The organism is Daejeonella rubra (genome assembly GCF_900103545.1).
Lineage (GTDB): Bacteria > Bacteroidota > Bacteroidia > Sphingobacteriales > Sphingobacteriaceae > Daejeonella > Daejeonella rubra.
This window is the reverse complement of the sequence record NZ_FNHH01000002.1, coordinates 1-16,039: the sequence shown is the minus strand read 5'-3', so window position 1 is coordinate 16,039 and position 16,039 is coordinate 1. Positions and strand designations below refer to the sequence as shown.

The window sequence follows — 16,039 nt, the reverse complement described above, 5'->3', positions numbered from 1 at the left end:
ATGGATAAGATCTATATTATAATCACTCTTGCCCTGCTGCTCGGATTTATCGTTTTTAAAGAAATCGGGAGGAAGAACAAGTCTAATTTGATCTTCAGAATTGCCGCCTCAATTCTTGCCATTCTTTCCTTGTTCTTCATTGCATTGCCCATTTCTTATGACAGAAAAGTTAGTACGGGCAATGGTAATACTGCTGTTTTATTAACTGAGGGATATAGCAAAGATAGTTTGGCTGCATGGAAAGATGTTTCTCTTTTCAGCACAGACAAAGAGATCACCGAAAAGGATAAAAAAGTAAACTACATTCCTGATATCGCTTATTTTTTAAGTTCAAACCCTGATTTTCAAACCATTCATATTCTTGGCTATGGTTTGGAACCGGATGAATTAAAAAGCCTGAAAACTAAAAATCTGATTTTTCATCCATCGGCCTTAGCAGATGGGATCAGCTCAATTAGCTGGCGGGGAAAGATCCGATCCGGCGAACAATTGCTCGTGCAGGGAAGATATAATAATACCACAGAAACCGGGGTCAAACTTATTCTTCAAGGTTTGGGAACGAATTTGGACTCGGTGATAATCGGGAAAGAAACATGGATTGATTTTGAGTTAAAATGCATTCCCAAACATCTCGACAAAGCTATTTACTCACTGATAGCAATTGCCGACAAGGACACCATTTCAAGGGAAGAATTACCGGTGCTGGTGAAAGAACGGGAATCGCTGAGGGTATTGATCCTGGCATCATCTCCTGATTTTGAGAATAAATTTCTAAAAAACTGGCTTTCGGAACAGGGATACAGTGTATCAGTAAGAACTACCATCAGCACTGCAAAATACAGCACAGAATTTCTGAACAGCAGGAAAAATGATCTCAATCGTATCAACACGACACTGCTTAATAATTTTGATATCCTAATTGGCGATATGAGTGAATTGTCGCGTTTGAGCAGCACAGAAAATCAGGCAGTTCAAAACCAGATTAACAATGGCATGGGCTTGATCATCAAGGCTGATGCTTCAGAACCCGGAAATGGATTTTACAGGAAAGCGTTCAGCATACGTGAAAATAAAAAGCTGATCCCAAAAACAATTAAATTGATCTGGGAAGATCATTCTGCAATAAAAACAGTACTTCAGGGAAGTAATTCTATCGAGATCATAGCACAGTCCGGAACACAAAGTCTGGTAAAAAATGAAAGCGGAGATATTTTAACAAATAGTAAGCTATCAGGTAAGGGAAGAATCATTCTTACTGTCATCAATGATTCCTACACTTGGGTACTTGGCAACAATGTAGAAGATTATTCCTCCTTTTGGTCATACATTCTTGAAAAAGCAGCCAGAAAGAAAGAAAATTCCAAAAGCTTTGCAATTAATTCCCTTCCTGTGATTAACAAGAACTCGGGTATTGAATTTCAAAGTGAGAACGGTACTATTCCAGGCATTCAAATAAATGAGGAAGGGATAGCGTTTAAGCAGCATCCTGTACTGAGATTTCAGCAGACAGGATCATTCTGGCCAGCACAGTCCGGATGGCAATCATTACAATCTGAAAATACTGATATCGATTGGTTCTATGTATTTGATGAAAAATCATGGAAGGGAGTTAAGGCATCAGAAAAACTAAAAAACACACAGATCTCTATCGAACGGTCTGAGGAAAATATCACAACAAAAAATGGGGCCATCCAGGTGTATGAAGACACTATTCCCCCAATTTGGTTTTACATTTTATTTTTACTTTGTTGCACATATTTATGGCTTGAAGTAAAATTATCATAACTTCAATTTTAGAAACAAGCTGATAGCAGTATCAGTCATTTCAAATAACCAATTTAAAGGAGGATAACATATTGAAAAGAAGTGAATTTCTCTACCTGAGTGGATTAGGTGCGGGTGCATTAATGCTACCAAACCTGGCACTTTTTGGTAATCCAATCGATCCAATGGAAGCATTGAATGTGGTTGACGTGAAAATTAAAAAGGAATTGGCCGATGTGGCTTTGAATGCCGCCAGGGCAAAAGGAGCCAGCTATGCGGATATTCGGATCGGGCGCTACCTGAACCAGTTTGTTGCTACGCGCGAAAACCGGGTACAGGGGGTTGCAAATACCGAATCTTATGGGGTTGGTGTACGCGTAATTGCTAACGGATGCTGGGGTTTTGCCTCAACCAACAACGTTACCAAAGAAGATATTGCTAAGGCTGCCGAAAAGGCTGTTGCCGTTGCCAAAGCAAATTCAAAGATTCAGGGTGCACCTGTTCAGCTGGCACCACAAAAGGGTTATGGTGAAGTAAGCTGGAAATCGCCGATAGAAAAAAATGCATTTGAAGTTCCAGTAAAAGAAAAGGTTGACCTTCTTTTGGCTACCAATGCTTTGGCCATGCAAGGCGGTGCTAGCTTTGTCAATTCAGTGATATTCGCTGTGAATGAGCAGAAGTATTTTGCATCAACTGACGGATCTTATATCGACCAGGATGTACACCGGATCTTCCCGAATTTCACAGTCACAAAAATTGACCGCAGCAGCGGAAAGTTTGATACGATCAAGTCGCTGAGTACACCAATGGGAATGGGATACGAATATCTGGAGCCAAAAGAAAGCAGTAAGGTTAAAGGTATTGTTACCCGATACAAAGATCGCTACGATATTCTGGAAGATATAAAATCTGCTACAGTTAATGTAGACCAGAAAATGAAAGCAAAATCGGTTGAGCCCGGCAAATATGATATGGTGCTTGACCCTTCACACCTTTGGTTAACTATTCATGAGTCTGTTGGGCATCCGACAGAGCTGGATCGCGTACTGGGTTATGAAGCAAACTATGCAGGAACCAGCTTCTTAAGTCTTGACAGGCTGAACTCCAAAAAATTCAATTTTGGTAATAAGCTGGTCAATGTTGTTGCTGACAAGACCGAAAAAACCTCATTGGGAGCAGTGGGATATGATGATGAAGGTGTAGCATGTAAGAAATGGGATATCGTAAAAGATGGAATCCTGGTAAACTTCCAGGCAACCCGTGATCAGGCACATATGATCGGATTAAAGGAATCTCAGGGATGTTCATATGCTCAAAGCTGGGCAGATGTTCAGTTCCAGCGCATGCCGAATGTATCTCTTCAACCGGGTAAGGAAAAGTTAAGCGTGGATGACATGATCAAAAATGTTGAAAAAGGCATTTATATTATTGGTGATGGTTCATTCTCTATTGACCAGCAGCGTTATAATTTCCAGTTCGGCGGACAAATGTTCTACGAGATCAAAGAAGGTAAGATCGTTGGGATGCTTAAAGATGTGGCCTACCAATCGAATACCCAGGAATTCTGGAATGCAGTGGGAGCTGTTTGCGATGAAAGTGACTACCGTCTTGGTGGTGCCTTCAATGATGGCAAGGGTCAGCCAAGCCAGTCGAATGCCGTATCTCACGGAAGTTCAACAACACGATTTAATGGAGTTAATGTTATTAATACAGCAAGAAAAATATAAGATATGGGCATAATAAGTAAAGCAGAAGCTCAGGCAATTCTAAAGAAGGCATTGAGTTTTTCTAAAGCAGATGAATGCGAAGTAAGTCTGAACGGTACCGAGGGAGGTAATATCCGTTATGCAAGAAATGCGGTTTCTACTGCAGGAGATATCAGCACGATGGGACTGGCGATCAGCTCCACATTCGGTAAAAAAACAGGTTCTGCAACGATCAATGAATTTGATGATGCATCACTTGAAAAAGTTGTGAGAAGATCTGAAGAACTGGCACAACTGGCACCTCCTAACCCGGAATACGTTTCCCTGGAAGGACCAAAAACATTTGCAGAATCCATCACCTATAATGCTGCAACTGCTGCTGTCAATCCCGACATCAGAGCTGAAGCCGTTAGAAAGAGTCTGGAAGTTGCCAAAGGCGCTAACCTGGAAGCTGCAGGATTTCTTGAAAATTCTACCAGTTTCAGAGCGATCATGAATTCAAAAGGACTGTTTGCTTATAATACAGATACTGATGTTTCATTCTCAGTAACAACACGTAATCAGGCCGGTACTGGTTCTGGTTATGTAAGTGAGACCTTTAATGACATCCGCAAACTGGATACCCTGGCACTTACTAAAGTTGCCTCAGGAAAGGCAAATGGTTCTGCAGGAGCCAGAGCTATTGAACCAGGTAAATACACCGTAATTCTGGAACCACTTGCAGCAAGTGATATGCTGTCTAATATGGTCAGGGGCTTTGATGCAAGAAGTGCAGAAGAAGGCAGAAGTTTCATGAGTAAAAAAGGAGGTGGAACCCGCTTAGGTGAACAATTGTTCAATGAACAGGTAACCATTTATTCAGACCCTTTTAATGTTGATCTTCCTTCAGCAACATGGAATGGCGATGGTCTTCCACAGGAAAAAGTAACCTGGGTGGAAAAAGGCGTGGTCAAAAACCTGAGCTATTCCCGTTACTGGGCACAGCAAAAAAATGTAAAACCTGTCCCTGGAGCTAACAGAGTGATCATGGAAGGCGGAACGGCTTCTCTTGAAGATCTGATCAAAAGTACAGAAAAAGGCATTTTGGTAACACGTTTCTGGTACATCAGAAGTGTTGATCCGCAAACTTTATTACTAACCGGACTGACACGCGACGGTACTTTCTATATTGAAAACGGAAAGATCATGTTCCCCGTGAAAAACTTCAGGTTCAACGAAAGTCCGATTATCATGCTGAACAATGTGGAAGCATTAGGTAAACCACAACGTAGCGGAAATATGATCGTACCACCAATGAAGATCAGAGATTTCACCTTCTCATCACTTTCTGACGCAGTATAATTCATTTTATATTTAACTCAGAATTAATTAATTATCGTTATGAGAAGAAGAGATTTTTTATATGTTTCAGGAATAGGTGTTGGGGCTTCCATGCTGCAGTCTATCCCGGTCATAGGCCGTGATATTGCTATTGAAGATGCTTTGATGCCAATTGATGTAAGTCTGAAGAAAAAACTGGCAGATATCGCATTAAATGCTGCCCGATCCAAAGGAGCTACCTATGCTGATGTTCGCATTGGCAGGTATCTGAACCAGTTTCTCACCACCCGTGAAAACAGGGTTGAGAACATCAGCAACACGGAATCTTATGGAATGGGAATCCGGGTTATTGCTAATGGAAGCTGGGGCTTTGCAGCAATCGATAATCTAACCGAGGATAATATTGCAAAAGCGGCTGCCTCTGCAGTACAGATCGCAAAAGTAAACTCTAAACTGTTAGCCGAACCAGTCAGACTGGCTCCTCAAAAGGGATATGGTGAAGTCAACTGGAAAACTCCTTTTGAAAAGAACTCTTTCGAGATTCCGATCAAGGAAAAGACAGAACTGCTTCTTGCTGTGAATGATGCCGCCTTAAAAGGTGGTGCCAACTTTGTCAATTCATCCCTGTTTCTGGTAAATGAGCAGAAGTACTTTGCTTCAACCGAAGGATCATATATTGATCAGGATATTCACAGGCTATGGCCAACATTCACTGTGACCAAGATCGATGCGAAATCAGGAAAATTTGAAACCCGTAACTCTCTTAGTTCACCTATGGGAATGGGGTATGAATACCTGAATCCGAAGAAGGAAGAAGAGATCGACGGAGTATTCACCATTTACAAAAACCGGTATAATATGCTGGAGGATGCTACCACTGCAACCCGGCATGTTGAGGAGAAATTAAAAGCAAAACCGGTAGAGCCAGGAAAATATGATCTGATCATTGACCCGACTAATCTTTTCCTTACTATTCATGAATCTGTGGGACACCCTTCTGAGCTTGACCGTGTTTTGGGATACGAAGCAAATTATGCCGGAACAAGTTTCCTTACTCTGGATAAATGGGAAAGCAAGAAATTCAACTTTGGCAGTAAGATCGTCAACTTTGAAGCCGACAAAACAGAAAAAGGATCTCTTGCAGCAGTTGGTTATGATGATGAGGGCGTTAAATGCAAGAACTGGGATATCATTAAAGATGGAATTCTGGTCAATTACCAGACCATTCGCGACCAGGCACATATCCTGGGACTTCCTGAATCTCAGGGCTGCTGCTATGCAGACAGCTGGGATAAGGTACAATTTCAGCGAATGCCAAATGTTTCACTGAAAGCCGGAAAAACCCCACTCAGTGCAAATGATATGGTTAAAAATGTGGAGAAAGGAATTTACATTTTCGGTCGTAACTCCTACTCTATCGATCAGCAGCGTTATAATTTCCAGTTCAGCGGACAACTTTGTTTTGAAGTGAAGGATGGAAAGATCGGCGGCTTATTGAAAGATGTGGCGTATCAGTCGAACACCCAGGAATTCTGGAACTCATGTTCAGCCATTTGCGATGAAAAAGATTATCGCCTGGGCGGATCCTTTTTCGATGGAAAAGGTCAGCCTAGTCAGGTAAGTGCGGTTTCGCACGGATGTGCTACTACCCTGTTTAAAGGTGTGAATGTCATTAATACTGGAAGGAAGATATAATTCAGACAGAATCATTTGATACCGGCAAAGCTTACATACTTTGCCGGTATTTTTTTGATTAAAATCAGACTCTAAACTAATTCCTACTATCATTAAACTTTTATCAACTCTCTTACTTTTTTACGCCTTTTCAATTTTGCATTTTTAAAATCGACTATTCCTGCCCATGATCTGGTGTTGAGAATATCTTCGGCTTTACACCATGCCCGGCGGGCAGTTAACACGCCCAATTTCATATAGCCATAGTTATCGTTATTATGAGCATCCGTACCAATAACCAATTTTACTCCTTTATCACGGGCAATTCTGGCCCACTTACTATCCAGATCCATTCGCAATGCATGGGCATTTATTTCCAGTGCGGTGCCTGTTGATGCAGCTGCTTTAATTACCCTTTCCATATCTACATCATATGGTTCCCTGATCCCCAGTAACCTTCCGCTTGGATGAGCAATGGCATGGACAAAAGGGCTCTCACAAGCCCGGATGATGCGTTCTGTATTATCCCTGTTAAACTGTGTATGTATAGCTGCTACCACCCAATCCAGTTTTTGAAGTAATTCATCTGAAAGATCCAATGTCCCATCGGCCAGAATATCTACTTCTGCACCTGTTTTAAGAAGATCATTCTTCTGTTTTTTATTAATTTCCCGGATCTCCTGAATTTGCTTTTCAAACTCAGATTCATCCAATCCGCCGGCAATAATTTCTGTTTTTGAATGATCCGTGATCACCAGATATTCATATCCTAAGTTTTTTGCTGCATATTCAGCGATCTCATCAAGAGAAAAAGTACCGTCAGACCATTTGGAATGAGTATGCATATCACCCTTGATATCCTTCAGGCTGATCAGCTCAGGAATCTTCCCGGATGCTGAAAGTTCTATCTCTCCACTGTCTTCCCGCATTTCAGGTGGCATCCATGTCAGTCCTAATTTTTCATAGATTCCCTCTTCAGTTTCTCCTGCTATTTTCTTGTCTGATCCAACCATAAAAAGGCCATACTCGTTGATCTTCAAACCTTTATCAATGGCTATTTTCCTGAGATGAATATTGTGAGCTTTTGATCCGGTAAAATATTGTAATGCCGCTCCCCATTCGTCTTCGGCAACAATTCTCAGGTCAACCTGTCTGTTAAAATGTTCCAGATAAATGCTGGCCTTGGTCTCACCTTCAGCCAGAACTTTACTGACATCCTCCATTTTTGTGAATTGAGATATGATCATTTTTCTATCCTGCACTTTTGCAGCTATCAAAATATCGATGTCGCCAATTGTTTCCCTTCCTCTCCGCACACTCCCCGCAGTATCCACTCTGAGGATCTCCGGTATTTTTTTTAACCTTCCAATGATCGTTTCCGCCAGATCAAGAGCAGCCCAAAGCGTGACTCTTTGTTCGTAGCTCTTCTGAAGGTTCAATGCTTCCAGAATATTTTTGACCTTCTTTTCTTTAAATCCTTTCAATTTCATAACACTTCCATCTTCAAGGACTTTTATCAAATCCTTTTTGGAACTTACATTCAATTCATCATGTAAATACTTTAAGGTTTCGGGACCCAGGCCCTGAACCTTCATCAGATCGATAAAATCATATGGAACAGCCTTTTTTAGCTCTTCGTACTTTTTCATCGTCCTGGTTTTTAAATACTCCAGTATTTTTTCTTCGATACTTTCACCAATCCCATGTACTTTTTCAAACTCTCCATCATGAATAAAACTTTGAATATCCTTATTCAAATCATTCAGCACTGCAGCAGCATTATGATAAGCTATTGACCGGAAGCGGTTTTCCTCCCCTAAAAACTCATAGATAGAGCCCATATCTTCAAAGATTCGGGCAAGCTCTTTGTTTATCGTGTGCATAGAATAAGAATTTATGTGTAATTAATATTTATTCAGATCCCAAACCAGGATGAAATTCAGAAACCTTCAAATCACCGCTATCGCTGATTTTTGTCCCGAAACGTTCAGACAAATACTGCATCCGCGCAATCGACCATTTTGAAATTTCTTTATCCGCAAAGTTCACCTGCATATTCTCTATCAGAACAGGTAAAATCTTCAATCCGACTACCCTTTTATCAGTAATTGTAATTTCGAAAAGGAAAGACCGATTATTCCTCAATTCAGGATCAACATAATAATCATCGATAAAATCGCCGGTATCATATAAGATCAGTTTCCTGTGATAAAGCTCTATTCCCTGAAATATATGCGCACTATGACCGTGAATAATGTCTACACCGAGATCAATTAACTGATGATTGAATTCAATGATATCCTTACCAGGCCTTTCCACCATATTGGGTCCGAAATGGGCAGAGAGGATTAGAATATCCACCTTAGGACGAAGAGAATTGATATCTTTTTTCAGGTCAGACAGATCCCCGACTTCAACATAATTAATCCCGGGATGCCGGTTCGATTTCCACCCGGGTTCATTATCAGTACAGCCTAATAGTCCAATCTTTACACCATTGCACTCTAAAATAGCAGGCTTTCTTGCTTCTTTAATATTTTTTCCTGCTCCGGCATGTAGTATTCCGAAACGGTCCAGCACCCTGATCGTTTCCAATAAACCTTCTTCTGAATAATCAAGAATGTGGTTATTCGCAATATTTGCCACATGAATACGAGCACTGCTCAGGGTTTTAACGTGATCCGGTTCCGCCTTGAAATTATAAACTTTAGCTACCTTTTTTTCACTGCTTGTCAGGGCTGCTTCCAGGTTAATGATGTTAATTCCCGGATTTTTCAGGTAAGACAAAACATTTCCCCATGGATGATCATAGCCATACTCAATGATATTCCGGTTCACCGATCTTCCAATCATTACATCCCCCATGAGTCTTATCATACAACTATTTGGCATATTAATAGTATTTGAGGTCCTGTATAAAAACAGAAATTCCGAAGGATTGTTCCATATACAAAAGAGTTATCCTCAAATGAAAACGATCACACATGAATCGCATACAGCAGATGTACAGATTCTGGTTAAAGCTGACACCATGGAAGAGCTCTTTGAAGGTGCTTTGGATGGGATGAATCGCATTCTTAAAGCTGATATCCCGGAAGTTAATATCACAAAAAACGAAAAATTTGAAATTGAAGTCGGTGCTCCAGATCAAACCTGCCTACTAATCGATTTCCTTTCAGACATATTGACCGAAAGCCATGAAAAAAGGAGGATATACTCTGGTTTAAAGATCCTCGATTTAAAAACCTCTTACATAAAAGCCTGCATTTATGGAATTCCTGTAGAATCTTTCGATGATGATGTGAAAGCTGTAACCTATCATATGGCCAAAGTTGAAAAAAGGCCTGATGGGAAATGGCAAACCAGCATCGTATTTGATATTTAAGTCCTCTTTACTCAAAAAATATGATCAGCAGAACAGATTTAAAGAAGCTAATGCCTTATTTATGGGAAATACCAATGGGAACAAGGCCCGGAATGTTAGTTCCTGCCCAAATCTATGCTCTGGAGGAAATGATCGATGCAATTCTTAATGATAATTCCATAGAACAACTGATCCATGTTAGCATGCTACCCGGAATTATGAAAGCTGCTATGGTGATGCCGGACGTACATCAGGGATATGGGTTCCCGATCGGAGGTATTGCTGCTATGAGATGGCCTGACGGTGTAATTTCTCCTGGTGGGATAGGTTATGATATCAATTGCGGAGTCAGGCTTTTACGAAGTCAATTACATGAAAAACAAATCAGCGCTCAGCTTGAAGAGCTGTCAGTTGAACTCTACAAAGAAGTGCCTTCCGGCATTGGAAAAGGTGGCCAGCTAACTTTAGACAGGGAACAACTTACCCAGGTTTTAAAGAAAGGGGCTTTATGGGCGGTAGAAAATGGCTACGGCGATAGGAAAGACCTTCAGAATATTGAATCTGGCGGAGTTCTCGACTTTGCAGATCCGCAATATGTGTCTGAGCATGCATTCCAGAGAGGCTTCGCACAACTGGGAACAATTGGAGCTGGAAATCATTTCGTGGAAGTCGACAGGGTTGAAGAAATTTATGACGAAGAAACAGCCCGGGTATTTCAATTACAGAAAGGACAGATAGTCATTTTGATCCATACCGGTTCACGCGGACTAGGTCATCAGGTTGCTACCGACTATATCCGGATCATGCAGACTGCCATGAGCCGCTATGGGTTGAAGAGTCCCGACAGGGAACTGGCCTGTGTCCCATTCGACTCAAAAGAGGGTCAGGAGTATTATAAAGCCATGTGTGCAGCAGCGAATTTTGCCTGGTGTAACCGGGAGGTTATTACCTGGGAAATTAGAAAAGCATGGAATAAGGTATTTGGAGAAAACGGCGGGAAACTTGATCTTTTATATGATGTAGCACATAATATTGCAAAAATTGAAGAACATCATATAGATTCTAAAATTCAAAAAGTGATCGTTCACAGGAAAGGAGCAACCCGGGCCTTCGGACCAGGGAACAAGGAAATACCTGCCCATTTCCTTCAAACGGGCCAGCCGGTTTTAATTCCAGGAAGCATGGGTACCAATTCATATGTTCTGGCTGGTACAAGGGGCAGCGAGGATCTGACCTTCGGCTCATGCTGTCATGGTGCCGGCAGGAGATTATCCAGAACTGCGGCAAAGAAACAAGTGGAAGCTGTACAATTAAAGAAGAAATTACAGGATCAGGGCATACACATACAGTCGGGATCTTTTCGCGGCTTAGCCGAAGAGGCACCCATTGCTTATAAAGATGTTGATCTGGTAGTTGAGACAGTTCAACAAGCCGGGATAGCAAAGAAAGTAGCGAAACTAAGGCCTTTGGCTGTTATCAAAGGCTAAAAGAAGATAATGCTTCCGACCCCTATTTGATACTCTTTTCATGCTCTTTATTCACTTATTTCTAAATCAGAGATCGTAACATTCTGGTTCCGCCTGCGTCTTAAGAATAGCATGAAATTTAAAAGGAGGTTTCTCTTAATTGAAAAATAAATTATTTATATATTTAATTTGTTTCAGCTCAAAGGCCTGTCAAAAACCGTAAAAGTATCTAAGTGAAATTTTTGCTGACCACATTAACCAAGGAAAAAACTAACCAAAAAATAAATGAAAAGAAGAGATTTTGTTCACCTAACGGGACTGGGTGCTGCTGCAGCCATGCTTCCGTCCATTCCTGTCTGGGGTAATTCAGTTCCGCTGGATGCTGCTCTCGACAGGATCGATCCGGCTCTTAAAAAACGGATGTCGGATGTAGCTTTGAATGCTGCACGTTCCAGAGGAGCAACTTACACAGATGTACGCATTGGGCGTTACCTGAATCAGTTCGTGGTTACCCGTGAAGACAAGGTGCAGAACATAGTCAATACCGAATCCTATGGTATGGGGATCCGCGTGATCGCTAACGGAAGCTGGGGCTTTGCTGCTACCGACAAGATGGACAATGACAGTATTGCAAAAGCAGCTGAACTGGCTGTAGCTATAGCCAAAGAAAATTCACGTCTGCTTACAGAACCCGTTCAGCTGGCGCCTCAAAAAGGATATGGAGAAGTAAGCTGGAAAGCACCGATCGAGAAAAATGCATTTGAAGTACCGATGAAAGAAAAAGTTGATCTTCTTCTTTCGGTGAATGATGCTGCGCTGAAAGGCGGTGCAAACTATGCCAACTCGATACTGTTTCTTGTCAATGAACAAAAATACTTTGCCTCTACAGACGGTTCCTATATCGACCAGGACATTCACCGCATCTGGCCAACGTTCTTCTTAACTAAGATCGATGCCAAGACCGGAAAATTCGAAACCCGGAATTCCCTCAGCGCACCAATGGGCATGGGATATGAATACCTGGAAGCCCGCCCGCAGGATAAGATTCAGGGAGTTACTACCCTCTATAAAGGAAGATATGATATGCTGGAAGATGCGAAAGCTGCAGCTACCCAGGTCGGCCAAAAAATAACTGCCAAATCTGTTGAAGCCGGAAAATACGACCTTGTATTAGATCCTTCACACCTTTGGTTAACCATTCATGAGTCAAGCGGTCACCCAACTGAATTGGACAGGGTATTAGGCTATGAAGCTAATTTTGCCGGAACAAGCTTCCTGACCCTGGATAAATGGCAGTCTAAAAACTTTAAATACGGAAGTGAACTGGTGAATATCGTAGGTGATAAAACACAACCAGGATCTCTTGGTGCCGTAGGTTATGATGATGAAGGTGTTGGAACAAAGAAATGGGATATTATTAAGGATGGTGTTCTGGTCAATTACCAGGCTATCCGCGATCAGGCACATATTGTTGGGCTGAATGAATCACAGGGTTGTTGCTATGCAGATAACTGGAGCAGTGTTCAGTTTCAGCGGATGCCAAATGTATCCCTGTTACCGGGAAAGCAAAAGAAAAGCATTGATGACCTGATCAAAAATGTTGAAAAGGGAATTTATATCATTGGTGACGGATCATTCTCGATCGACCAGCAGCGTTATAATTTCCAATTCGGTGGTCAGCTATATTATGAGATCAAAGAAGGAAAAATTGCAGGAATGCTGAAAGATGTTGCCTATCAAGCAAATACACAGGAATTCTGGAATGCATGCAGCGATATGTGTGATGAAAGCGATTATCGTTTGGGTGGATCATTCTTTGATGGCAAAGGTCAGCCGGCACAATCCAGTGCAGTTTCACACGGATGTGCTACTACCCGTTTTAATGGAGTTAATGTAATCAATACAGCTAGAAAAATCTGAGGATAAGACCATGTCAATACTAAGTAAAGAACAGGCTCAGGCACTTTTAAAGAAAGTACTGAGTTATTCCAAAGCAGATGAATGTGAGGTAAATCTCAGTGGTTCTGATGCAGGAAATATAAGATATGCCCGAAATTCGGTTTCAACCAGTGGTGGAGTAAGCTCCAATAGTCTGGTGGTATCATCTGCCTTCGGCAAAAAAATGGGAGTTGCAACCATCAATGAATATGATGATGAATCTCTTCGTAAAGTAGTTCAGCGCGCAGAAGAGCTCGCAATGCTGGCACCGGAAAATCCGGAATTTGTTTCATTTATGGGACCGCAGACCTATCCTGAATCTGCCACTTTTGTTCAGGCGACTGCAGATATGAGTCCGAAAGACCGTGCCGATGCCGTTGCGGCAAGCCTAAAGATCTCCAAAGACAATAATCTGACTGCAGCCGGTTTTCTGGAGAATAACACCTCCTACTCGGCAATGATGAATTCTAAAGGACTATTTGCATACAATACATCTACCGGTGTCAGCTTCAATGTGACCCTGCGTACAGAGGATGGAAAAGGTTCGGGTTATGCGACCAAATCGTATAACGATTTCAAAAAATTAGATGTAAAGGCTGCATCGGAATCAGCTGCTTTTAAAGCGGCCCGTTCTGCAACAGCCAGAGCTATCGAGCCGGGAAAATACACGGTGATCCTTGAACCTGCTGCAGGTCTGGTGCTTCTTGAAAATTTATTTTTCGGGATGGATGGCCGTCAGGCGGATGAAGGAAGAAGCTTTATGAGTAAACCCGGCGGATTAACTAAACTTGGTGAAAAACTTGTTGATGAGCGTGTAAATATCTATTCAGATCCATTCAATGCTGAACTCCCAACAAGCACCTGGAGTGGTGACGGCAGAGCTCAGGAAAAAGTCAACTGGATTGAAAACGGAGTAATGAAAAACCTGTTCTACTCACGCTATTGGGCAGAAAAGAAAGGTGTAAAAGCCGTTCCAACTCCCGATGCAGTGATCATGGCCGGTACCGATCAATCGTTGGAAGATCTTATCAAAAGTACTGAAAAGGGCATTTTGGTAACCCGTCTATGGTATATCCGAAGTGTGGACCCACAAACTGTCTTACTAACCGGATTAACCCGTGATGGTACTTTTTATATCGAAAATGGCGAGATCAAATTCCCTGTGAAAAATTTCAGGTTCAATGAAAGTCCGATCATCATGCTGAATAATCTGGAAGCCCTGGGCAAACCGGAAAGAACAGTGAGTGGTGAATCGGGAATCAATGCACTGATACCACCAATGAAGATCAGAGATTTCACGTTCTCTTCATTGTCTGACGCAGTATAAATTATATCCCTGTGCCTGATGATATTCCGGGCACAGGGATATTTAAATCCCCTTAGCGGCTTGAATTGCCCGCGAAGCACTCTCTTCAATAGTTGAAAGCATTACAGCCTTTGATAAGTCCTCATTGGCAACTTTAAGTTGTTCCACAATTAAATCCCCGGCCTTATTAACCGCGATTAAATGACTTTCTGACTTCTTTGAAGTATTTGCAATAAAATCCTGAAGATTTGACCAATTGCTATTTTTTTCTGTTTCAGCGAGATAAAAAAGGCACCCAAATAAAATTGATGACTCCTTTAAAAGCTTATCAGGACTGGCAGCAAATGTTGATTTAAGCGCGATAGAAAACAATGCAGCAGCCTTATCAGAATCTTGAATAGCCTGCACGATTATGCTTATTAATTCATCTGAAATCAAAGGATTTATTGCTTTTTTTCGAACCACCAGTTCAGAAAGGTTTCTAACAGATGCAAAAGCAACTTTCAAGTCTCTGTTAATCGCTTTCATCTCATGAAAAAGTGACTTCATTTTAATACTCCACTCAATCAATTCAGATTGTGCAAGCATTCCATTCATTTGCAGAGCAAAAATATCCTGTTTTACCTGCTTGAAAAGTTCAGCTCTTTCTTTTGTTCTTTCCACCCTAAATGTGGCGGCATTCTTGATTTCTGTCACAACAGCTAATTCACTCTGCCACAAATCAACAAGAGACTGATTATGTTTCAATTCCAATTCATGGTTTAAACCTGATTTTGCCAATAATTTCTCTGGCACTTTCCTGATTCGGATTGGATGTACCAGCAGTTCAGATAAAAAAGAATCGGGAGCAGAAAAATGAACATTCAACAGATTCTGAATAGAACCAGAGATTTTCTCGATACTAGATCCAACAATATTTAAGGACACCTCAGAACTAAATATGGATGCCTCCATCGCTAATTGCGAGGCTATTTCTGCCTTTTTAGCCGTTTTATTTATTTGATCTATAGATTTTTTGCATAGTTCATGCAGATCACTCCCAGAATCTCCTGCAGAAATAATATTTGAGATACTTCCCATATCACTGGCAAGACGAACGATCGAGTTTGCCGCGATTTGTACATTGGAGGCACATACTGCTGTTTTAGTAACGGAAATTTCGTTTGATACCACTGCTTTGACAATAGCAGATTTTAAAAGATTTGATATCATCCTGATACCATCAATCTGCATCTTTAATCCTTCCACAAGGATTAATTTATCATTTAATTTTTCTGTTGCCATATTCAATTCCAGTCTCTAATATAGCATGATTCCAATTGGTTGGTGTTCTCTCTTAGATTTGTAAAAGTAAACCATCCCTGGCGCAGGCGTGTCGCGTGTGCTTATTCTCCTGGTTGGTGTTCTCCTTTAGACTTGTAAAAGTAAAACAGAGTATAGAACTTGTGTTTTACAATAGTTACAAGGGCAAAGGCAAATTAAGGTGTTCTCCGGGAATTAA

Annotated in this window: 11 protein-coding genes; 8 read left to right on the top strand and 3 right to left on the bottom strand. The window is 41.3% G+C overall.

The features are described 5' to 3' along the window. The 4 genes from BLR27_RS01535 to BLR27_RS01520 all read left to right on the top strand — a co-directional run bounded on the left by BLR27_RS01535 (window position 1) and on the right by BLR27_RS01520 (window position 6,485). Window positions 1–1,785, top strand: coding sequence for a hypothetical protein (locus BLR27_RS01535; protein ID WP_090698438.1), 1,785 nt, complete (start codon window positions 1–3; stop codon window positions 1,783–1,785). A 71-nt stretch (window positions 1,786–1,856) separates the two neighbouring features. After that, window positions 1,857–3,491 (top strand): TldD/PmbA family protein, encoded by a 1,635-nt coding sequence (locus BLR27_RS01530; protein WP_090698436.1) that lies wholly within the window; start codon window positions 1,857–1,859, stop codon window positions 3,489–3,491. A 3-nt stretch (window positions 3,492–3,494) separates the two neighbouring features. Next, the gene (locus BLR27_RS01525; RefSeq protein ID WP_090698431.1) at window positions 3,495–4,811 is read left to right on the top strand and encodes a TldD/PmbA family protein; all 1,317 of its coding nucleotides are present in this window, start codon (window positions 3,495–3,497) and stop codon (window positions 4,809–4,811) included. Between the two features lie 39 nt (window positions 4,812–4,850). Then, window positions 4,851–6,485 carry a TldD/PmbA family protein gene (locus tag BLR27_RS01520; RefSeq protein WP_090698427.1) on the top strand — a complete coding sequence of 545 codons (1,635 nt, stop codon included), beginning with the start codon at window positions 4,851–4,853 and terminating at the stop codon, window positions 6,483–6,485. Between the two features lie 92 nt (window positions 6,486–6,577). Here BLR27_RS01520 and polX read toward each other — a convergent pair whose 3' ends face one another. Continuing rightward, a complete protein-coding gene (gene polX, locus BLR27_RS01515; RefSeq protein ID WP_090698422.1) occupies window positions 6,578–8,347 on the bottom strand; it encodes a DNA polymerase/3'-5' exonuclease PolX in 1,770 nt (589 codons plus the stop codon). 28 nt (window positions 8,348–8,375) lie between these two features. Then, window positions 8,376–9,341, bottom strand: coding sequence for a CapA family protein (locus BLR27_RS01510; protein ID WP_176767580.1), 966 nt, complete (start codon window positions 9,339–9,341; stop codon window positions 8,376–8,378). 91 nt (window positions 9,342–9,432) lie between these two features. Between BLR27_RS01510 and BLR27_RS01505 the strand changes: the two genes are divergently transcribed. From BLR27_RS01505 to BLR27_RS01490, 4 genes are all read left to right on the top strand, one after another. Further along, a complete protein-coding gene (locus BLR27_RS01505) occupies window positions 9,433–9,849 on the top strand; it encodes an archease (protein ID WP_176767579.1) in 417 nt (138 codons plus the stop codon). A 20-nt stretch (window positions 9,850–9,869) separates the two neighbouring features. Next, window positions 9,870–11,315, top strand: a complete 1,446-nt coding sequence (locus tag BLR27_RS01500; protein ID WP_090698413.1) for an RtcB family protein — start codon at window positions 9,870–9,872, stop codon at window positions 11,313–11,315. A gap of 264 nt (window positions 11,316–11,579) precedes the next feature. Then, on the top strand, window positions 11,580–13,214 hold the full coding sequence (locus BLR27_RS01495) for a TldD/PmbA family protein (RefSeq protein ID WP_090698400.1): 1,635 nt from the start codon (window positions 11,580–11,582) through the stop codon (window positions 13,212–13,214). 10 nt (window positions 13,215–13,224) lie between these two features. Then, complete coding sequence (locus BLR27_RS01490) at window positions 13,225–14,559, top strand: TldD/PmbA family protein (protein ID WP_090698393.1); 1,335 nt, start codon at window positions 13,225–13,227, stop codon at window positions 14,557–14,559. 42 nt (window positions 14,560–14,601) lie between these two features. Here the strand turns inward: BLR27_RS01490 and BLR27_RS01485 are convergent, their stop codons facing one another. After that, a complete protein-coding gene (locus BLR27_RS01485; RefSeq protein ID WP_090698383.1) occupies window positions 14,602–15,822 on the bottom strand; it encodes a hypothetical protein in 1,221 nt (406 codons plus the stop codon). Between the last annotated feature and the right edge of the window lie 217 nt (window positions 15,823–16,039).